This window comes from Micromonospora haikouensis (assembly GCF_900091595.1).
Lineage (GTDB): Bacteria > Actinomycetota > Actinomycetes > Mycobacteriales > Micromonosporaceae > Micromonospora > Micromonospora haikouensis.
In genome coordinates, this window is the sequence record NZ_FMCW01000058.1 from 1 (window position 1) to 20,886 (window position 20,886).

16 protein-coding genes and 3 pseudogenes are annotated in these 20,886 nt (G+C 68.6%); 12 read left to right on the plus strand and 7 right to left on the minus strand.

Translation table 11 applies throughout. The annotated features are described in order from the left end of the window. Together GA0070558_RS31640 and rpmF are read right to left on the minus strand one after the other, a co-directional pair. On the minus strand, window positions 1–304 hold a 304-nt coding region (locus tag GA0070558_RS31640), incomplete at its 3' end, for a GTP-binding protein (protein ID WP_305119960.1). Further along, window positions 301–480, minus strand: coding sequence for a 50S ribosomal protein L32 (rpmF, locus tag GA0070558_RS31645; RefSeq protein ID WP_091286942.1), 180 nt, complete (start codon window positions 478–480; stop codon window positions 301–303). The genes GA0070558_RS31640 and rpmF, both read right to left, overlap by 4 nt. Window positions 481–674: 194 nt before the next feature. On the opposite strand from rpmF, the gene GA0070558_RS31650 reads away from it, so the two are divergent. From GA0070558_RS31650 to GA0070558_RS31675, 7 genes are all read left to right on the plus strand, one after another. Next, on the plus strand, window positions 675–1,127 hold the full coding sequence (locus tag GA0070558_RS31650; RefSeq protein WP_091286914.1) for a hypothetical protein: 453 nt from the start codon (window positions 675–677) through the stop codon (window positions 1,125–1,127). An 858-nt stretch (window positions 1,128–1,985) separates the two neighbouring features. After that, window positions 1,986–3,434: a type III PLP-dependent enzyme domain-containing protein gene (locus GA0070558_RS31655; RefSeq protein WP_256092243.1), complete on the plus strand. Its 1,449-nt coding sequence runs from the start codon at window positions 1,986–1,988 to the stop codon at window positions 3,432–3,434. Between the two features lie 11 nt (window positions 3,435–3,445). After that, window positions 3,446–4,750: a pyridoxal-phosphate dependent enzyme gene (locus GA0070558_RS31660; protein WP_256092247.1), complete on the plus strand. Its 1,305-nt coding sequence runs from the start codon at window positions 3,446–3,448 to the stop codon at window positions 4,748–4,750. Further along, window positions 4,719–5,942, plus strand: coding sequence for an aminotransferase class V-fold PLP-dependent enzyme (locus GA0070558_RS31665; protein ID WP_256092244.1), 1,224 nt, complete (start codon window positions 4,719–4,721; stop codon window positions 5,940–5,942). The genes GA0070558_RS31660 and GA0070558_RS31665 overlap by 32 nt, the downstream gene beginning before the upstream one ends. Window positions 5,943–6,053: 111 nt before the next feature. Then, window positions 6,054–6,815, plus strand: a complete 762-nt coding sequence (locus tag GA0070558_RS31670) for a class I SAM-dependent methyltransferase (RefSeq protein WP_091286923.1) — start codon at window positions 6,054–6,056, stop codon at window positions 6,813–6,815. A gap of 623 nt (window positions 6,816–7,438) precedes the next feature. After that, a complete protein-coding gene (locus tag GA0070558_RS33730; RefSeq protein WP_176734472.1) occupies window positions 7,439–7,603 on the plus strand; it encodes a hypothetical protein in 165 nt (54 codons plus the stop codon). Beyond that, a complete protein-coding gene (locus GA0070558_RS31675; RefSeq protein WP_256092245.1) occupies window positions 7,600–7,908 on the plus strand; it encodes an ArsR/SmtB family transcription factor in 309 nt (102 codons plus the stop codon). The genes GA0070558_RS33730 and GA0070558_RS31675 overlap by 4 nt, the downstream gene beginning before the upstream one ends. A 981-nt stretch (window positions 7,909–8,889) precedes the next feature. Here GA0070558_RS31675 and GA0070558_RS31680 read toward each other — a convergent pair. Next, window positions 8,890–9,273 (minus strand): Fur family transcriptional regulator, encoded by a 384-nt coding sequence (locus tag GA0070558_RS31680; protein WP_176734473.1) that lies wholly within the window; start codon window positions 9,271–9,273, stop codon window positions 8,890–8,892. 379 nt (window positions 9,274–9,652) lie between these two features. Between GA0070558_RS31680 and GA0070558_RS31685 the strand changes: the two genes are divergently transcribed. From GA0070558_RS31685 to GA0070558_RS31695, 3 genes and pseudogenes are all read left to right on the plus strand, one after another. Next, entirely contained in the window at window positions 9,653–12,925 is a 3,273-nt protein-coding gene (locus tag GA0070558_RS31685; RefSeq protein WP_091286928.1) for a S8 family serine peptidase, read from the plus strand. 109 nt (window positions 12,926–13,034) lie between these two features. After that, a pseudogene (locus GA0070558_RS31690) lies at window positions 13,035–14,080 on the plus strand (permease). Further along, entirely contained in the window at window positions 14,077–14,799 is a 723-nt protein-coding gene (locus GA0070558_RS31695; protein ID WP_091286930.1) for a TIGR03943 family putative permease subunit, read from the plus strand. Before GA0070558_RS31690 ends, GA0070558_RS31695 begins: the two are co-directional and overlap by 4 nt. A 70-nt stretch (window positions 14,800–14,869) precedes the next feature. Here GA0070558_RS31695 and GA0070558_RS31700 read toward each other — a convergent pair. After that, a pseudogene (locus GA0070558_RS31700) lies at window positions 14,870–15,197 on the minus strand (hypothetical protein); the annotation flags it as partial. A 287-nt stretch (window positions 15,198–15,484) separates the two neighbouring features. Here GA0070558_RS31700 and GA0070558_RS31705 point away from each other — a divergent pair. Next, window positions 15,485–16,213: pseudogene (locus GA0070558_RS31705) on the plus strand (IS110 family transposase); the annotation flags it as partial. A gap of 96 nt (window positions 16,214–16,309) precedes the next feature. Here the strand turns inward: GA0070558_RS31705 and GA0070558_RS31710 are convergent. The 3 genes from GA0070558_RS31710 to GA0070558_RS31720 form a co-directional block, all read right to left on the minus strand. After that, window positions 16,310–17,005 (minus strand): pentapeptide repeat-containing protein, encoded by a 696-nt coding sequence (locus GA0070558_RS31710; protein ID WP_141722400.1) that lies wholly within the window; start codon window positions 17,003–17,005, stop codon window positions 16,310–16,312. Window positions 17,006–17,058: 53 nt separating this feature from the next. After that, window positions 17,059–18,519 carry a tyrosine-type recombinase/integrase gene (locus GA0070558_RS31715; RefSeq protein ID WP_091286935.1) on the minus strand — a complete coding sequence of 487 codons (1,461 nt, stop codon included), beginning with the start codon at window positions 18,517–18,519 and terminating at the stop codon, window positions 17,059–17,061. 194 nt (window positions 18,520–18,713) lie between these two features. Further along, window positions 18,714–19,007 carry a helix-turn-helix domain-containing protein gene (locus tag GA0070558_RS31720; protein ID WP_091286937.1) on the minus strand — a complete coding sequence of 98 codons (294 nt, stop codon included), beginning with the start codon at window positions 19,005–19,007 and terminating at the stop codon, window positions 18,714–18,716. 184 nt (window positions 19,008–19,191) lie between these two features. On the opposite strand from GA0070558_RS31720, the gene GA0070558_RS31725 reads away from it, so the two are divergent. Continuing rightward, window positions 19,192–19,728 (plus strand): IS1096 element passenger TnpR family protein, encoded by a 537-nt coding sequence (locus GA0070558_RS31725; RefSeq protein ID WP_091286940.1) that lies wholly within the window; start codon window positions 19,192–19,194, stop codon window positions 19,726–19,728. Window positions 19,729–20,886: the final 1,158 nt, after the last annotated feature.

Here is a 20,886-nt window from a genome sequence, read left to right on the forward strand (position 1 = left end):
CACTGGACTCGATCAGCAGGTAGTCGAAACGGCCCAGTCGCGCCAATCGGGCCACCTCGTCGAGCAGGTCGTCGCGCAGCGTGCAGCAGATGCAGCCGTTGGTCAGCTCGACCAACCGCTCCTCCGTCCGCGACAACGCTCCCCCGTCGCGCACCAGGGTGGCATCGATGTTGACTTCGCTCATGTCGTTGACGATCACCGCCACCCGCAGCCCGTCCCGGTTGGCCAGCACGTGGTTGAGCAGGCTCGTCTTTCCCGCGCCGAGGAATCCCGACAGCACCGTCACCGGCAACCGGGCGGTCACGGCTGATCCACCACCTGACGTCCCCGGTAGAGGCCGCAGTGCGCGCAGGCCCGGTGCGGCACCACCATCTCTCTACGCGGACACGGACAGGGCATCAGCTGTGGCGCGCTGGCCTTCCACTGCGCCCGCCGGTGCCGGGTGTTCGACCGGGACTTCTTCCGCTTCGGTACGGCCACGGGAATCTCCTTCAGCGAGGGACCGGAGCCCATCTTAACGGAACTGATTTTCGTTTCTTTTTCCCCCTTGGGTTCGCCTCCGCCGCAGGCCGTCGCCACCTTCGAGAACGACGTGATCACGTTGCCTATCACCAAACAGATGCGCCTTCACGCATGTAACGTTGGGTAGCGAGCCACACTTTCAGGAGGTCAAGATGAGCACAGGCATCAACCACCCCATCCACACCAACGAGCACCGCCACGCTCACGGGCCGGAGTGCGGACATACGAGCGTGCAACATCTCGGGCATGTGGATTACGTGCACGAGGGGCACCTGCACCACGCGCACGACGGGCACTACGACGAGTGCAGAACCGAGGGCCACCACCCCGCCGAGCAGCACGAGCACCGCCACGGTGACGGCTGTGGACATGTGTCGGTCTCGCACAACGGACACACCGACTACCTCCACGACGGGCACGTGCACCAGGCGCACGATGATCACTATGACGAGTGCACTTCCAGCGAGCACGTGGTCGCGGAAGAACACGACCATGCCCACGGGGACGGCTGCGGCCACTCTCCGGTGCTGCACGGCGACCACCTCGACTACATCCACCACGGCCACCGACACGCGGCACACGGCGGCCACTACGACGAGCACTGACTCGGCACCGCCCAGCACGGGGCGACCCCGTGGAGCAGGTGCGGTGGACGCAGCCCTCATCGCCGAGTGGAAGATGAAGAGGTTTGTTATGGAGCGGGGTGCGCGATCTCCGGGAGTACCTGCACCTGCTCAGCGAGCCGCCCCGGTAGGCCCCGCGCACGCCGGGTGACCGAGGCGCTGCACAGCGCGGTTGCGACGCGACCTGCTGGACGTGGGTGCTGGCAACGGTCTCGGCACCGAAGCGCTGGCCTCGGCCGTTCCGAACACCGACGTGGTCGCCGTGGAGGCGGCACCGGTGTCGTGGCGGTGTCGCTGTCCCGGATGGCGGCGGCAACTGACCGCACTCGAACGACCGGGCGGTCATCGCCACCGATCCCCCTTCTGACCCAGGTCTCCTTCCTGGATTCCATGCATCTTTCACGGGCCCGCACCGGCCGGTCTCTCGGTCACAACCCCGGCGGCCAACGCGTACGGAGCACACGGCGGGTCAGGTAACGCAGCGATCCGCCGATCACAGACCACCGCGACGAGTGCGCGAGCGAATACCCCGACCACATCTGGCCGACCCAGGCCATCGCCCAGCGCCAAAGCGAAGTTAGTCGGCACGCCCGTTCCGACCAGAAAGGCAATGGCTCCAGCTTCCTGGCCGTCAGACCCGCTGGGCTGCCGACGCATACATTGACAAACGGCGCCACACATGCGCACTTGTGCATGCGCGGGTGGGGCGCTGAGTCGCTCATCTGCATCCTCTTGGCGAGCGTCGGAACATCGGTTACGTTAAAGCAGGGCGTCGTCACGAGGTTTTCGGCGAGAGGTGTGGCGGCGTCTGCGGCACCACGACTCATCGGAGGAGTCGAATTGCCCCTTTACCTGTCTCCGCGAATCGATCCGACGGTGCAGTCGGTGCTTGACGAAACCACCTTGATGGCGCAATTGTCCGACGCGTTGGGATCTCCACTCGGAGTGGTTCTTCCCCAGCAGTTGACAGGCAACGTCGCCGCCTTTCGCTCGATTTTTTCCGCCCATCGACTATCCGGTCAGATCTATTTCGCGCACAAGGCCAATCGATCCAGCGCCTTGGTACGCGAACTCGCCGCCACCGACGCGGGCATCGACGTGGCGTCGCTCGCCGAGCTGCAGCACGCGCTCGGTGCTGGCTTCGTGCCGCAGCGAATCATGGCGACCGGGCCGAAGAACGAGGAGTTCCTCTGGCTCGCCGCCCGGTCCGGGATCACCGTCAGCGCTGATTCGGTCGGCGAGTTGGCCACGCTCGCCACGCTGGTGACGAAGTGGTCGCTGCCGCGCGTACGGGTGATGGCGCGCCTGTCGGGCTTCGCCTCGACAGGCGCGCAGCTCAACAGCCGCCGCAGCCGCTTCGGGGTGTCAGCCGCCGCAGCGAGCGAGGTTTTCGACGTCATCGAGAAGCACGCCGACGCCCTGGATCTGGTCGGAGTGGCGTTTCATCTCGACACGATCGGGCTGCCGGAGAAGGCCGTGGCCCTGGAGGGCTGCCTCGTGGCGCTGGACGAATGCCGCCGACGCGGGCTGCGGCCATGGTCGGTGGACATCGGCGGCGGGTTCGGTGTGGACTACCTCGCTGACGGTACGCAGTGGGAGCAGTACACCTCCGCGTTGACCGAGGCGGTGCTCGGCAGGCGAGCGCCGCTGACCTGGAACGGGCACGGTTACGGGTTACGCGCCGAGGGGGGCCATGTTCGGGGATCCCTGAATCTGTACCCCGCTCACCGGCCGCTCTCCGGACCCGCGTACCTCGATCGGCTGCTGCGGACAACCTCGCCCGAGCTGCGCCGCCCACTCGGGACACTGCTCCTGGACAACATGTACGAGCTGCACCTTGAGCCAGGTCGGGCCCTGCTCGACCAGTGCGGCCTGGTCCTGGCCAGCGTCTTGGAGGTACGCGACGAGGCCAACGGCGACACGATCGTGCGCCTGGACTGCAACGCACGCGATGTCAGCCTTGAGGAACACGGAGTTCTGATGGACCCGGTCGTCGTTCACCGGACGACCTCGGCCGGTCCGGGGCCCGTGGGGGTCTACCTGTTCGGCAACCTCTGCCTCGAAGCGGATCTCATCACCCGACGGAAGGTCTTCCTGCCGTCCCGGCCTCGCACCGGCGACCTGCTGGCTTTCGTCAACACCGCCGGTTACCTGATGGACTTCAGTGCCACGCAGGCGCTGCGCCAGCCGATCGGCCGCAAGGCCGCGCTGTTTCGAAACGACGGTGCGTGGCGATGGTGCCTCGACGAACAGTACTGGCCCGTTCACCATCGTGCGGAGGCACCGTGAGATTCGAGACGATGACCGATGCCATCGGCAACACCCCGCTGGTGCGAATCGACCCCGCCGTACACGGTCTGCGAAACATCACCCTGTACGCCAAGATGGAGCTGCTCAACCCGTTCGGCTCATTGAAGGACCGCGCCGCCTGGAACATGGCCCGCCCCCTGCTCACCCAGGCCGTCGAGCGCGGCGACACCGTCGTCGAGTTGTCGAGCGGCAACACGGCCAAGGCTCTCGCCGTCATCGCCGGCATGCACGGGCTCTCGTTCAGAAGCGTTACCAACCGCATGAAGGTCGCCGAGATCAAGGACCTGCTGCTGCTGCTCGGCGCGGAGATCGACGAGCTGCCCGGGCAGGCCGAGTGCCTCGATCCCACCGACACCGACGACCCGCTGACGCGGATGTACCACCGGCTCGCCGAGTCCGGCGGCGGCTACCTGCACACCGACCAGTACTTCAACGAGCTCAACGTCGATGCGCACCTGAACGGCACCGGCCCGGAGATCGTGAAGGATCTCGACGGCCGCGCCCCGGACTACTTCATCGCCTGCGTCGGAACGGCCGGCTCCTCCACCGGCGTGGCGACCGCGCTGCGCCAACACAATCCTGACGTGCGCGTCGTCGGGTTGGTGGCGCACAAGTCCGACTTCATCCCGGGAATCCGCACCATCGACGAGGTGCACGAGGTCGGCCTCTTCGACCCCGATGTCTACGACACGGTGGAGACGATCACCGCCGACGACGCCATCGATGGTCTGCTGACTCTCGTCCGCCGATGCGGCACGCTCGCCGGACCGACCGGAGGCGGCGCCTACCAGGGTGCCGTACGCCACCTGCGCGCTATTGACGCGCAGCTCACCGAACACCGTACGGCCGTCTTCATCGTCTGTGACCGCGTCGAGAGCTACATGAGCTATCTGCGGGAGCGACGCCCTGAGCTGTTCGGCCGACCACCGCGGCGCAACTCCCTGCGCACGGTGACCGACGCGGACGTCAGGCGGGCGGCGACCATGCAGGTCGCGGAAGCCGAGCGGTGGATAGCCGAGGGTCGAGGGCTGGTGGTCGACCTGCGCAGTCCGTTCGCATACCAGGCGCTGCACATCGACGGCTCGATCAACATCGTCGATGAACTCTTCGCGGAGCTACTTCACGGCGGATTACCCTTCGGTCGCCGCCAACCGGTGTTGCTGGTCTGCCCCGTGGGGGAGAAGTCCGCCCGCTACGCCGCTCTGCTGACCCGGATGGGCCATCCCGACGCGCGCTCCCTCGACGGCGGGATCATCGCCTGGCGTGACGCCGGCGCTGAGCTCGTACGCGACTGACATGGATGTTCTCGACGAACTGCGCCCATGGCAGGAGAAGCTGCGCAGGCAGTTCCCGATTATCATCGCCAACCCCGACATGGCGTACCTGGACAGTGCCGCCACCTCGCAGAAGCCGCAGGCCGTCCTCGACGCCGTCCTGACCTATCTGACGACGGGCAACGCCAACGCGGCCCGGGGCACGTACCCGTGGGCGAACCGGACCACCACCCGCATCGAGCAGGCTCGCGACCGGCTGCGTCGCTTCCTCGACGACCCGGTACCGCAGCGTTCGGGGGTGCACTTCGTCAGCGGCACCACCGAGGGACTGCGCAACATCGCCCGCGACTGGCTGGCCCCGCAGCTGCGCAGTGGTGACGAGATCATCGTGCCGTTCGCCGATCACGCTGCGAACAACGCACCCTGGCTGGAAACCGCAGAGCTGCTCCGCCATCAGGGCATCTCCCTCGGCGTCCGGGCAATGCCTTACGACGCCGCCCACGACTACGACACCGACCGGCTAGCGTCGATGATCAGCGACCGCACGCGCCTGATCGCCGCGACCCACGTGCACCACGTCTACGGCAACGACATGAACGTGCACAGGCTGCGCGCGGCAGCGGGACCGACCGTCCCGATCTGCCTCGACGCCGCGCAGGGCGTCGGACACCTGCCGCTGTCCACCACGGCGACCGACGTCGACTTCGTGGTGTTCTCCGGGCACAAGGCGATGGCGTTGCCGGGCATCGGTGCGATCTGGGCGCGCAACCAGCGCGGTCCGACCTACCTGCCGGCCGGCTGGGACGGCTCCCCCAACACCAGCGGCATCATCAGCCTGGTTGCCGCCCTGGACTGGCTCGACGCCGCGGGTATGGACCGTATCGCTCGCTGGAACACCGCGCTCGGCGCACGGCTCACCGACGGGCTGCGTGGGCTGTCCAGCTTCGAGGTGCTGGGCTGCCAGAGCAGCCTGGCCACAGACTCCCCGGTGCAGCAGCGCCAGGGCATCGTGGCCTTTCGCCACCGTCTGATCGGGTCGAACGACCTAGGGTTCATTCTGGCCGCGCACGGACTTCTGGTCCGCGCGGACGGTCACTGCCAGGGCGACCAAGGTGAGAAGACGGCATCCGTGCGGGCGAGCCTGCACGTCTACAACACGGCCGAGGAGGTGGACCGGCTCCTGTCGGTCCTGGCCGAGCTCGACCACGATTGACTGACACGAACCGAGATACGCGGGCTCTTCGGTCTCGGAGCGCTTATCCTGCCGGAAATGGCTTCCGTTGATGGGTGGCCTCATGTCCGCGCGTCGTCCCGGAGTTCACCCATGGCAACGCCCACCCACGCGTCCGGCATCGTGCTCGACCGTCACCAAGCCGTCCGTTGGCGCGAAAGCTGGGCCCACGTCATGGGGAGATTCGTGCCGCATCTCGCCAGTCTCGAAGAGACGCTGTGCCGCGCTACCGAGGCTGTTCGCGGCCGGGCACCCGGCCGGGTGCTCGATCTGGGCGGCGGGCCGGGGCTGCTTGCCGAGCGCATGGCCCGGCGGTGGACCGATGCCGCAGTCACCCTCATGGACATCGATCCGGTGCTGCTCGCGCTGGCGCGGAGCGCCCTAAGGGGCGAGGTGCGAGCGCTGGAGGGCGATCTGTCGGTTCCGGACTGGGTGGACCGTGCAGGTGGCGGCTACGACCTGGTCACGGTGGTCATGACTCTGCACTACCTGCCGGCGCCCCAGGTGCGCGCATTCTACGACGACGCCCGTCGTTGCCTGGCAGCCGGTGGGCTGCTCTTCGTCGCGGACCTCATGCCTGATGAGGGACTACCGTCGTTGATGGGCGCGTTGAATCCCGCCCCGGACGAAGCCGCTGCGGAGGTGGCCTGGGCACAGTGGTGGAACGGCATCGGGAAGATGGACTCGCTACGCCCGCTGCTGGCGCAGCGGGCGGCGATCTTCGAGAGCCGCCTGCCGATAGGGTTCACCGCTCCCGCGTCATGGCATGCCACCGCCGCTCGTGAGGCCGGATTCGGCGAGGCCGGAGTTCTCTGGCGATGTGGCAGGCATGCGGCGCTGGCGGCCGTAGCCTGAGGGCCGGCCACCCGATCCCGAGCGCCCGTCTCGAAATGCATGGACGTATGCCCATCTTGCTATTCGACGATACTTGACGATAACGACTATCATTCCGGTTCGTAGGAATGAGAGTGTCTTCGTGAAGCATCGAGCTCGACTCCGGCAACGAGGCAGCCTTCGCCAGGATCGCCGCCGATCAGCGCAAGCCCGGGGCCAGCCACGACGCCTTCGGCCAACACGTTGAGCGGTACATGCTGCTGTTTGGCAACCCGGTCATCTCCAACGTCGACACCTCCGCCGAGGCGGCCGCCAGCCAGGCCGGCAGACGCCCTGGTCATCGTCACGGCCCTGGCCGGCTGCCATGGACGATGTCGTGGCGACCGACGCCGCCCTTCGCTACACCCGGGTGAGTGTCGGCTACCGCGGTGGGGCCGATTGGTGCCGGCACCTCCCACGCTGGCCAGCCACCGAGCACCGACCGGCGGGACGGGCCGGCCGACGGCGGAATCTCCCTGCCCTCGGCCGCGCCGCCGTTCTGCTGCTCATGCTCGGCAAGCGGCCGCCCCCCCCCTGCTGGGTGAGCTGCGTACGCGGCGCAGCCACGAGCGGATCCCCCTCCCGAAGCGTGAAGGAGAACGCCCATGAACAACTGGTGGGATGACGAGGTACACCGGGCAAGGGCCGAGATGCTGCTCGCCAGCGAACTGGCCGGACCCATTGATGTCCACGTCGTGCTACACCCAATGCGGTCCCGGCTGCTCGAACCCGGACTCACAGCGACCGTCCGGCTGCGGGCGTCAGCATGAGCGTCGCACACCTCGACGAGATGAGCCGCGCCCTGAACCGCGCAGTCGTCGTGCTTCGGGCTATGGCGTACGAGCACCGGATACGCATCCTCGTGCTACTGCAGGACGGCGAACAGACACCGGCCTCCCTAGCGGAGGCCATGTCGATGGACTCGACGGTTGTTGCCCGCCACCTGCGGTACCTCAGGGAAGCCCGGTTGGTCCGGCGCAAGCGTCGCGGTCGACAGGTCGCCTACACGCTGCAGGGGGAAGCGACCAGGCGACTCATCACGGAAGTGCTGCACCACGCCGAACACTCGGCCTGACCGATGCAGGAAGACATGTGGATCTTCGATGTCCAGATCGACGGGCCGGGCGTCGCCGGGCCAGCTAATGCTTCTGGCTACTGTCTGCACTGGCGGCTCCGGGATCACTCCACCTCGCGTCGCTCCTGACGCGAGGCCGGCCGACGTGCGTCCGCAGAGAGACGCCGCGCCGGCCGGGTCCGCCACACCTGAGGTACCCCCTACCTCGCGGACGTCTTTACGATAATGAGTTCCGCTTCGGTTGTCATCGGCCGCTGGTCGCGGTGTCGGCGCAGTGACCCGCAAGCGACAGAATCACCCGGTTCTTGCCGGCGCAGGTGGCGTATCCTCCGGCGAGGTCGTGGCCGGCCGGAGCGATCTGCGCCAAGCCGAACCGATGATTGTTGACAAGCGGCACGGATACCCGCGCTCTCCCTGGAAGCCTAACGGAAACGACGTTCGTTTCAGTCCCCTGGGACGAGGAAGAATCCACCGTCGTGGCACCACCGAGGCGGAGTTCACCTGTTCCTGCTCGCCGGACATGGGCCGGCGAGCAGCCACGCCGAGGCCCTGTCGGACGCGCGCCGTTGTGGTCTGCGGCGGAGGATGCCGGCTACGCAGGTGTCTGGATCACCGAGCATCACTTGCGCCCTACGGGGTGCACCCCTCGGCGACGACCTTCGCCTCGCACCTGCTCGGGGTGACCCGCCGGATCGCCGTCGGCACCGTCGCGTGCAGGCCTTGGGCGCATCGACGCGTACGTTTGTCGGCTGGTTGCCGTGCGCCCGTCGGTCCGCCGCATCGGCGCCAGACGGCCGTGGCGGCGGCCGCCGTGCTTCCGGGCCTACGCATCTGCTGTTCCTCGTCGAGGCGACCGGCGACCACGCCGCGCACGATCGACCGGTTCAGCAGCGAAGCCCTGCACGGCTGGTAGGTGCGGGATGGTCTCGGACCTACCGCAGGCGTTCGACGACGGTGAGCGGATCCACCACAGGATGGGGTTCAAGCGGCGCAGGTGCCGCAGGTGCCGAAGATCTCCATGGTGTGGCCGACGTCGGTGAAGCCGTGCTGCCTGGCGACCTGGTCGGCCCACCGCTCCACGGCCGACCCGGCGACCTCGACCGTGCGACCGCAGTCGCGGCACACCAGGTGGTGGTGGTGGCGGCTCTGGCTGCACCGCCGGTACAGCTGCTCTCCACCCGGCAGTTTGGTGGAGTCGAGTTCGCCGGTATCGACCAACAGCTGCAGTGTCCGGTAGACGGTGGTCAGGCCTACGCGCGCCTGACGATCCAGAAGCATCTGGTGCAGCTGCTGGGCGCTGTGAAAACCGTCGACTTCGCGCAACAACGCCAGCACCTCGGCGCGTTGGCGGGTGTTGCGGGTCATACCGGTCGTCGCCTGGCTCACCGTTCAACGTCTCCCTTCCGCTCCGTGGCCGGCCCGCTGCGGGTGTCTGGCGGTGTGGTCTTCCGCCTCGCCGTGGGTCATCTGGCATCCGTACCCATTATGCATTGCGCATATGTTTCATAGTCTCGCCGACCTTAGCAGTGCTGCGCTGATGCGAGCCGGGCGTCCAACTTGGGCCGATGCTGGCATCCCTCGCACCTGCCATGCTCGACTCAGGCGCCTGTGTGACGCCGAAACCCGGTCTGGTTACGGCCTGGTCACAACGTCTCGTGCGCTTAGTGACAATGGCTTTCGATGAGCGGAGGATCCTCTTCAGTCGCGCCCGTCACCGGGCGCTCGCTCTGGGAGGAATCCGCCCGTGAGACATCCGTCCCCGTGGGGCAGGCGGGGCCTCGCCGCCCTACTCGCCTCCACCGTTGCCACCAGCGCCGTCGCGCTGACCGGCGCGAACCCGGCAACGGCCGGGCCTTTGGCACCTCCGGTGCCGGCGCCGGAGGTGCCAAAGGAAGCGTCGGCCGACGCGCTGGGCAGCCACGACGCCGGGCTGCTCGCCGACGCCCAGGCGCAGCGCAAGCCGGTGGTGACCGTCATCGTCGCCACCGACAAGGGCAAGGCCGGTCAGGTCATTGCTGAGATCCGCAAGCTCGGCGGCACCGTGACCCACCGGGTCGACCAGGTCGGTTACGTGTTGGCACAGGTTCCGACGGACAAGGTCGTCAAGGCCGCCAAGCTGCCCGGTGTCTCGGCGCTGGACCTGAACGAGTCGATCACGCTGCCGGATCCGCGGGCGGAGTCCCTGCCCGGACAGCGGGCTACCGGGCAGGCCGCTGTCGCGGGTCCGGGAGCCTCGACTCCGGCCGACAACCCCTACATGCCGACCGGAGAGACCGGCGCGGTGTCCTTCAAGAAGGCGCACCCGACGTGGGACGGCCGGGGCGTCACCATCGGCATCATGGACTCCGGCGTCGACCTGGACCATCCCGCTCTGCAGACGACCTCCACCGGTGAGCGGAAGATCGTCGACTGGGTGACCGCCACCGACCCGCTGCTGGAGGGAGATCTGACCTGGCGGGCCATGCGCAGCGAGGTGACCGGTCCATCGTTCACTGCCGCCGGACGCCAGTGGACCGCGCCGGCCGGCACTTGGCTGTTCAACGTCTTCAACGAGAAGATCACCGAGGGCAGCGAGCCCGGTGGTGATGTCAACCGCGACGGCGACAGCTCCGACAGCTTCGGCATCCTTTACGACCCGGCCAGCCACGACATTCGGGTGGACTCTGACCAGGATGGCGACTTCACCGACAACCCGGTGATGCGCCCCTACAAGGAGCGCTTCGACGTCGGGCACTTCGGCACCGACGATCCCGCCACGGCGGTGCGTGAGCAGATGCCGTTCGTGGTCGAGTACCGCGAGGACGTTGACCTCGGCCCGGCGGGCCTGCCCGGCCAGAACGCGGACTTCGTCAACATCGGCATCGTCGAGGACGCGCACGGCTCGCACGTCGCGGGCATCACTGCGGCCAACGACATGCTCGGCAACACGCGCTTCGACGGTGCCGCGCCGGGCGCGAAGCTGGTCTCCTCCCGGGCCTGCACCTGGGGCGGAGGTTGCACCGCGGCGGCGCTGACCACCGGCATGGTGGACCTCGTGGTCAACCGAAAGGTGGACGTGGTGAACATGTCCATCGGCGGCCTACCGGCGCTCAACGACGCCAACAACGCCCGCGCAGAACTGTACGACCGGCTGATCAACGACTACGGCGTGCAGATGTTCATCTCGGCCGGCAACTCCGGCCCGGGCGTCAACACCGTGGGTGACCCGTCCGTCGCCGACAACGTGGTCAGCGTCGCCTCCAGTATCAGCCGGGAGACCTGGCGGGCGAACTACGGCTCGGTGACCCGCCGGCCGTACCAGCTGCATCCGTTCTCCTCCCGCGGGCCGCGCGAGGACGGCGGCTTCAAACCCACCATCAGCGCGCCCGGCTCGGCGATCTCCACCATCCCGCTGTGGCAGGCCGGCTCACCGACCCCCGAGGCCGGCTACGCGCTGCCGCCGGGCTACGCCATGTTCAACGGCACCTCGATGGCCTCCCCGCAGGCCACCGGCGGTGCGGCGCTGCTGCTGTCCGCAGCCAAGGCGACCGACACCGGGGTCACCCCTGCGGCATTGCGGCGGGCCATGGTCAGCTCGGCCTCGTGGATCAAGGGCGAGCCCGCGTACGCGCAGGGCAACGGCCTGCTCGACGTGCCGGGTGCCTGGAAGCTGCTGGCCAAGCCCGTCACCCCGCGCAGCTACACCGCGAGCGCGCCGGTGTGCACGCCGATCTCCGACTTCCTCGCCACCCCCGGCCGGGGCGCCGGCGTCTACAACCGCTGCGCCCCCGGGCAGGGCGGTCAGAAGGTCGGCCAGGCGCGCACCTACCAGGTAAGGGTCACCCGCACCAGCGGTCCGGGCGGCGTGATCCGTCACAAGTTGCAGTGGCGGGGCAACGACGGGACATTCCGCGCCCCGACGTCGGTGGACCTGCCGCTGAACAAGGCCGTCTCCATCCCGGTGACGGCCACCCCGAAGGCTGGTGCCCACGGAGCCATCCTGCGCATCGACGATCCGAAGACCAAGGTGGTCGACTTCGAGGTCCTGAACACCGTCGTCGCCGCCGCGGCGCCCGCCAAGCCGGCGTACGCGTTCTCCGGCTCCGGCAGCGTAGACCGCAACTCGACGACCAGCTTCTTCGTCTCGGTCCCCGAGGGGGCGGCGGCGCTGCAGGTGAACCTGTCCGGCATCGCCACCGGTTCCCAGACCCGGTTCATCGCCGTCAACCCCTGGGGTGTGCCGGTGGAGAGCACCGCCAGCACCGCCTGCTACACCAACTACTCCGACGTGGCGGCGTGCAAGCCGCAGGAGCGGGACTACGCCAACCCGATGCCCGGAATCTGGGAGATCGAGGTGGAGGCCCGGCGTACGTCGCCGTCGCTGAACAACCCCTTCCAGCTCACGGCGCGGGTTCAGGGTGTGCAGGTGGAGCCGACCGTGGTGACGCTGCCGAGCGTGACCGCCGGTGAATCCACGCCGGTCACCTGGACGGTCACCAACAAGTTCGGCCCAGTGGTGATCACTGGTCAGGGCGGCCCGTTGGGCAGCTCGGCCTCCTCCCGGGACAGCATCGCCGACGGTGAGCGCAAGACCTACACCGTCGAGGTGCCCGAGGGCGCCACCCGGCTCGACGTCGCCATCGGCAACACCAGCGACCTGGCCGCCGACCTGGACCTGACCGTCCTGCGCGACGGCATCGAGGTGGGCCAGTCCGCCGATGGCGACTCCGAGGAGTCGGTCTCGATCCCGAACCCCGAGCCCGGCACCTACACGGTGCAGGTCGACGGGTACGCCGTGCCGGCCGGAACCACGCAGTTCGACTACCGGGACGTGTTCTACTCCCCCGCCCTGGGCCAGGTCACCGCACCCGGCGCCACGGCGTCGCTGGCTAACGGTGCCAGCACCACCATCACCGGTGGCGTGACCGTCGACGCGGCACCGGCCGAGGGCCGGCAGCTGTTTGGTGAGCTCAACCTCGTCACCGACGAGGGCGCGGTCATCGGCCGCGGCGCGGTATCCGTCGGCACTGTGAACTGACCGACACACACGATGCCCGTCCTCGTCGCCGACGAGGACGGGCATCGTTGCGCAATAGGCGGAATGTAATCAAATAGTCACTGTAGGGTGCGGCCGTCGACGCTGAGAGGTGATCCGTCTGAGCACCGCCGATCCTGCCTCGCCCGTGCGGCCCGAACCGCAGGCACCAACGGTTCCATCCGCCGGGCCGACGACGTCCGACCGCGAGCGGGGGGTCGGTTCCACCGAGGTGCTGTGCTTCCTGCTCATCCTTGTCGGCGTGCTGCACCGGCAGATTGCGACGCTGGTCGCCGACCCGCGGCTGCAGACCTGGCTGACGGTCTTCGTGTCGGTGATGGTCCAGGCGGTGCCGTTCCTCGTCTTGGCGTGGTGCTGTCCGCCGTCATCGCGGTGTTCGTGCCCCGCTCGTTCTGGGCGCGTGCCCTGCCCCGCCATCCCGCGCTCGCGGTGCCGGTGGCGGGCATGGCCGGAGTGGTGCTGCCCGGCTGCGAGTGCGGGTCAGTGCCGATCGCGGGGTCGTTGATCCGCCGGGGCGTCACCCCCGCCGCGGCGCTGGCGTTCCTGCTCGCCGCACCGGCGATCAACCCGATCGTGCTCACCGCCACCGCGATCGCGTTTCCCCGCAACCTGGAGATGGTCGCCGCCCGCGGCGGCGCCAGCCTCCTGGTCGCCTTGCTGATGGGCTGGTTGTGGCTGCGGCTGGGTCGCGCCGACCTGATCCGCCTGCCGCACCGTGCCCACCTCGACGAGCTACCCCGGATGACTGCCTTCTGGATGGCCTGCCGGCACGATGTGATCCACGCGGGCGGTTTCCTGGTGGTCGGTGCTATGGCGGCGGCGACGATCAACGTGGTCGTACCGCAGCAGTTCCTGCACGATCTCGCGGCCCGGCCGGTGCTGTCGGTCCTCGCCCTCGCCGCCCTGGCGGTGTTGCTGTCCATCTGCTCCGAGGCCGACGCGTTCGTCGCCGCCTCGCTGTCCCAGTTCTCCCTGACCGCCCGACTGGCCTTCCTCGTGGTCGGTCCGATGGTCGACCTCAAGCTGATATCCATGCAGACCGGCATCTTCGGTAGCCGGTTCGCCGTCCGCTTCGCCCCGGCGACCTTCGCCCTCGCCGTGCTCGTCGCGGCAGGACTCGGGACGGTGATCTGGTGAGCCGCGGAACCCAGGCTGTGGTGCTGGTCGTTCTCGGCGGCGCGATCCTCCGCGCCAGCCTCACCGACCTCTACCTGCGCTACGTCAAACAGGGACTGCGCCCGTTCCTCATCGCCGCCGGTCTGTTGCTGGTCATCACCGCGCTGGTGGCGCTCGGGCAGCAACTGCGCCACCTCAACCGGCCCGAGTGTCAGTCGGACGACGACGGGCATGGCCACGGCCGTTCCGGTCCCGCCGTCGGCTGGCTGCTGCTGCTCCCGGCGCTCGCGCTGCTCTTCGTCGTACCGCCGGCGCTCGGCGCGGACACCGCGGCCCGCGCCGGTTCCGCCCTGACCGACCGCCGGGACGTCGCTTACCCGCCCTTGCCGCCCGACGACCCGGCCGAGCTGTCCCTTCTCGAGTACGGCTACCGAGCGGTCTACGACCATGGCCGCACGCTGCAGGGCCGGCGCATCCAGTTGACCGGCTTCCTCGCCCCCGGCCCGGACGGCGAGCCGATGCTCGCCCGCATCGTGCTGGCCTGCTGCGCCGCCGACGGCATCCCCGTCAAGGTCGGCCTGCACGGCGACATGCCCGAGGGGCCGGCGAACACCTGGATACGCGCCACCGGCCGGTGGATCCCGCACACCGCCAAGGACCCCGTCAACGACGCCGACCTCCCCTACTTCCAGGTGGAGTCATGGGAGAAGATCCCCGCACCCGCCGAGCCGTACGAATAGTCGCGACGGTTGAACGGGTGCTGAAGTCACCACCTGGCAGCTGGACGATGCTACGGCAATAACTGCCGCGGCCGGGACCGCTGACCGGCCGGACGGAGAGCGTCAAGGAGTCGTCGGTGAGGATGCCGGCTTCATCTTCGGACCTGGGACACGCCGGGCGTGCCGAGGAACGCGAATGCGGGATCCGCGGGGACGGTGACCTTGGCCTGGCGCTTGACGACCAGCGTGACCTCGTCGGCGCCGTACTCCACGTCGTCGTCCTCGTCGTGGATACCGATCTTGAGCGCCCCGGCCTCGTAGGCCACGTCGACGACGTCGAGGTGCTCAGGACGCCCGATGCCAGCAGATGACGGAGATGCTGCGCACGACGCGTCTCCTCTCCCTTGACGGCCCCTGATGGACCATCGCTTTACGTGACGCCGCAGCAGATCCGGGCGCGGTCTCTCGTCCAGACCATCGCCGAGTGGCCCGTTACCTTTTTGATCGTCCCCAGCCGGGGACTCCTCGGTCGCCCGGCCCGGTATGACTTCCTGCCCCTGTCGTTTCGATGATCCGGGGGGTGTTGTCGCCGGGTCGGGTGGCGTCGGCGGACCGCTGATAGGGACACGGCCACCTGTGTTGGGGTAGGTCTCTTCGTAACGTGGCTGCCGGCAGTCCGACGCCCTGACTGCGGCCGAGGGCCACGATGCGATGCGTGGAGGCGGGTGCGGTGCACGACGGATATGGCGTCTTCCTGGGCTTGGACGTTGGTAAGGGTGATCACCACGCGGTCGGTTTGGCTCCGGACGGCAAGCGGCTGCACGACGCGGCGTTGCCGAATACTGAGTGCCGGCTGAGGCAGCTGTTCGACAAACTGGCCCGTCATGGTCGGGTCCTGGTGGTGGTTGACCAGCCTGCCTCGATCGGCGCCTTGCCGGTCGCGGTGGCTCGGGCGTGTGGCCATCGGGTGGCCTACCTGCCCGGCCTGGCGATGCGGCGGATCGCCGATCTGCACCCCGGCAACGCGAAGACCGACGCCCGCGACGCCTTCGTCATCGCCGACGCGGCCCGCACTCTTCCGCACACGCTGCGCCGGGTCGACACCGGCGACGAAACTCTGGCCGAACTGGAGGTCCTGGTCGGGTTCGACGACGATCTCGCCGGCGAAGCCACTCGCGTGTCGAACCGGATCCGTGGCTCGCTGACACAGATCCATCCCGCTCTGGAACGAGTTCTCGGCCCCAAGGTCCACCACAAGGCAGTCCTGGAGCTGCTGTCGCGCTGCGGCGGTCCGGTCGGACTGCGCAAGGCTGGCCGCCGCAAGCTGCTCTCGATCGCCACCGTCCACGCACCTCGCATGGGTAACCGGCTCGTCGAGCAGATCATGGCCGCTCTCGACGAGCAGACCGTCACCGACGTCGGACACGACGCTGCCGGCGCAGCCTCAGCGAACGACGCCAGAGACGTGCCCCCGCCCGCCCAGGCAGCCACTTCCGGCAACAGGCGGGATGCTGCCTCGGGCGCAGTGGGCCTATTCCTCGTCGGGGTTCTCGATGCGGACGCCCAACGCTGCGGCGAGGGCGTACGACAGGGCGATGAGGTCCTGGTGGGCGAGGATCGCGCCGGTCATGCTGGTCACGCCGCCGGTCCCGGTGAGGTCGCAGCGGGCGAAACGGGCACCGTCCATGCTCGCCTGGGAGAACTGCGCGCCGGTCAGGTCGCAGTCGGTGAAGCGGGCGCCGCGCAGGTCCGCGTTCTGGAAGTCGGCCCGGGTCAGGTTGCAGCCCTCGAACGCCACGCTCGAGAAGGTGGTGAACCGCCACGACGACAGGTCCAGCCGACTGTCGGAGATCGTGACGTCCCGCAGCGCCCCGTTGACCCACTGCAGGCCCGTCATCCGCGCCGTCGACAGCCGCACCCGGAGCATCGACGACCTCTGCGCCCGCAGGTTCGCCAGGTTCGTACCCTCGAACACGCAGTCGGTGAACCGCGCCGCCTCCAGTCGGCTGCCGCTGAGGTCGGTGCGGGTGAAGCGGCACCAGCTGAACTCGGCCCCGTCCGCCGACCGCCCGGACAGGTCGAGGTCGCCCAGGCCCAGCCGCTCGAACGTCGCCTCGTCGCCGATGGTCAGGTCCCCGGCGGCGGTGAGGTCCGGCGACGCCGGCAGTTTCGGTGCCGCCGGAGCCCGCCATCGGCTGGCACCACGGGCGGACGGACGCGCGACCATGACGGGCACGCTAGCCGAGCCGGTAGAACCCGCCGACGGCGGTACGTGGGTGGCTATGCGGTTCTGGGCCGCCTCTGTTGGATCTTCTTGGCGACGGCGTCGGCGGCGTCGTGGCGCATCTTTCTGGTGACGCTCTGGTAGGTGTCGCGGGTGAGGGTGGTGGTGGAGTGGCCGAGTTGTTCGGAGACGACCTTGATGTCCACTCCGGCGTCGAGGGCGATGGTGGCCGCGCTGTGTCGCAGGTCGTGTAGGCGGATCGGTGGGAACCCGGCCTGGCGGACGAGTCTGCGGAAGCGTTGGGTGACTCCGCTGGGGTGCCACGGCTGGCCGTTGGGGCGGACGAAGAACAGGCCGGTGTCGGGCCACGCCTGGCCGGCGGTGAGGCGCCACTGGGCGCGGCGGGCCCGGTAGGCGGCGAGGACCCTGACCGTCTCGGCGTCGAGGGCGAGGTCGCGGTTGCCCGCTCTGCTCTTGGGCTTCTTGCGCACCGGCGTGTAGCCGTGGGTGGCGATCTGGTGGTTGATCGTCAGTTCGCGTTTGTCGAGGCGGACCTCGGCGTCGAGCAGCCCACAGGCCTCGCCGCGGCGGGGGCCGCGGTAGGCCATGAGGTGCCACATCGGGTACAGGTCGGGCGTGTGTTCGTGGGCGTGGTCGAGGAACGCGACGATCTGTTCGTCGGTCCAGACCATGACCGGTCCGGGTACCTTCCCGGTGGCCTTCCACCGTTGTACGCGTTCGGCCTCCCACACGATCGGCACCGGCCGGTCGGCGGGGACCCTGACCAGCGCGGCGGGGTTGGAACCGACGATCACCTCCTCGGCGAGGGCGTCGTTGATGGCCTTGCGCAGGCAGGCGCGGATGCGCTGCCGCGTCGACGCGCCCGTGGGCCGCACACCCACGACAGAGGCGCGCACGTCAGGGTCCGCGCTGGCCTTCGCCGCAAGGATGTCCTGGTTGCGGCGTTCGATCGCGGCGAACATGGCCCTGATGTGGCCGGTGCGCAGCCGGTCCAGCGGGATCTCCCCGAGGTGCGGGATCAGGTGCACCCGGGTGAGCGACTCGTAGCCGACCGCGGTGTTGTCATCGACGGTGAGGTGGGTGAGCCACTCGGTGAGGTACTCGCCGACGGTGACCATATCGGCCAGCGAACCGTCACCGCGCAGCCGTTGCCGGATCCGGTCCACCTCAGGCAGCGGCCGGCCCGCGCGCACGCAGGTCTGCAGCAGGTCGGCGATCTCGGTGCGGCGGCGCCGGTCCCGGTCGGCGAGGGCGAGCAGGGCCCGCGCGTGGTCCAGCTCGGCGGCGGCGTCACGGCGGGTCGACAGCCCGGACCGGCGCAACTGCCGACGCCGGCCGTCACTGGTGGCCGGCAGTTCCAGCTGGTAGGCCCAGTGACCGTGCTCGAAACTCCAGGCCTTGTTCGGGCGACGCAGCTTCGGGCAGTCGTTTCCCCACGGCCTGCCGGTATCGGGATGGCGGCAGCCGCAGCGCTTGAAGATGCTCCCGTCTGGCATAGCGTGTGGTGCTCCTCGGGTTGGGGGTGCGGCATCGGTTTGTCGATCGACATCCACGCGTGACACGCCGCGACGATCAAGTCATCGACGGACCGGCCGCCGACAGGGTCGACACTGCGGCCGGCGGGGTCAGCCCTTCGGCCCCGGCGAGGCCGAAGGGCACCGCGTGGGACGTGGCTGACACGGTGAGGCGGTCATGGCGGGTCACCGCGGTCGTCAGCGGCCCGTTCGTCGGGCCCGGGGTCGGTCGGATGCGGTAGGTGCAGCATGGCCAGGATCGGCGCGGTCGGTACCCGGTAGTGGGCCCCGACCCGGTACAGCGGCGTGGGGAACGCATCGCGGCGCGCCAGCTTGTAAGCGGCCGACCGGGACATGCCCAGGACCGCGGCGGCCGTCGCGAGGTCGGTACTCGGACCCAGCGCGCGGATCCGCTCGACGGTCCAGGGTTGCCGCTCCTCACAGCGGGACGCCTCACCGGTGGCGGGCATAGCGGTTCGGGTTCGTCGTGACGATCGCATGATCGATCTCCCTCATGAAGAAGCGGTGACGTGGTGACAGAACCCGGCGACGAAGCACGCCGGGTCCGAGCGGTGCGAGGCGTGTCCTGGCGTACGGGCCCGTGGAGCGGCGGTAGCGTGGCCGGCCAGCGGCAGCGGCAGCGGGAGGTCAACGGTGGCCAGGACGTGGTTGTCGATACGGGTCGAACCCGTCTCCGGACGAGGCGAGGACCACTGGCCCCGACCGGGCCGGATCCTCGCCGCCGCCAGATCGCACACGTTCGAGCAACTGGGCACGGCCATCGACCTGGCCTTCGCCCGCTGGGACCTCGCGCACCTACGGCTGTTCACCCTCGCCGACCAGACCCCCGTCTGCTCCTTCCGAACGTGGGAAGACATGCCGGACGACGCGGTGGACAGCGACAGGACCACACTGAGCCGACTCACCCCGGGCGACCAGTTCGCCTACACCTTCGACATGGGCGACGACTGGACCCACCTCTGCACCGTCGCCGACCACCGCATCAACCCACTCGACGAACTCGGCCTCGTGGCCGCCCAGCCCACCCCGTACCAGGGCTGGGGCGACCTACCGGACCAGTACGGCCGCCGCTGGAACGGCGACGACGAGTCCCCCGCGCCAAGACCACCCCGCAACCCCCTGGCCGACCTGCCACCCATCCTGCCCTGGTGGGGACCCCGAGAGCGGTAGCCATAGTCGGCAACCGTCATGACCGAACACCACACATCCGCCCATCGCCACGTGTCCCAGGCGATGCGGCGGACGACGGCGACCGGATCGGACACTATCTGCCCATGACCGCGGAGCTATGGCACCCGCGGTCGCAGGAACGAGGACACTCACTGCGGCAACTGACCAAGCAAGCTGAGGTGATCCACATCGACCGGCCAGCTGCCAGCGAGCTCGCCGGCCACGATGCGCTCACACCCCAAACCGGGCCCTGTCAGCTCCGGCGAACACTTCCCAGCCTCACAGCCCTCTCACAAAGACTGACAAGGCCATCGCTGACAGCGCAGAACACGCGGGGCAGCGGTCGGACGAGTCCGATACGAGACGCCGCATCTAGAGAGTGCGTCCAGCCCTTCGAGATCGCCACCGTCGCGCTCATCATGGCCGCCGGGCTCGATGACTATCAGGTCCGCGAGCATCTGACTACGGATCAGAAGGTTGGGGTTCGAGTCCCTTCGGGCGCACAAGATCAAAAGGGGTCTGACCTGCCAGAATGGCGGTCAGGCCCCTCTGCTTTTCTGTCCCCTGTGGTCGGTTGGGTGCTCGATGGGTGCTCGTGCGACGAGCATGACCCCCGCCGACCGCCCCTACCAGTAGAAACCCGCACCGGTCCCGGAGACCCGGCGCGTCCGCAGCGACACGCGGCCACCCGACACTCCGCCTCGGGGAACAAAAAGGTCAAACCGAAACGGATGACGAGGGATCAAAACCCTCTGACGGATCGAGGTCAACATTTCTCATCACAAGTCTTGACTATTGCTCGTTGACCTTGGATTCTGCGCCGTATTCACTGAGGTGATCTCAGCAAGGTTCGGCGGCCGAGTGGGATGACACGGGCTTAACGTCCATACCGGACGGCGCTGGATATGGACGTGGAGCCATCGGTAGACAGGTTCTTGCGACGGAATCGGTCTCCGAGAGGGCCCCACGTGATCACGTATTCTGCCAGGCTTGACGTCCCCAGGGAACTGGTGCGACACGTGGCGCGGCTTCTGCACGCCGAACGTCGGGCGGTGCGCACTCGCCGCCGTGCGAGGGCGTTGACGTGCTTCTGCCAGGCGCTTCTGGTGTTGGTGTGGTTCCGCAAGGGTGAGGACAAGACCACCCTCGGGGCCGGGT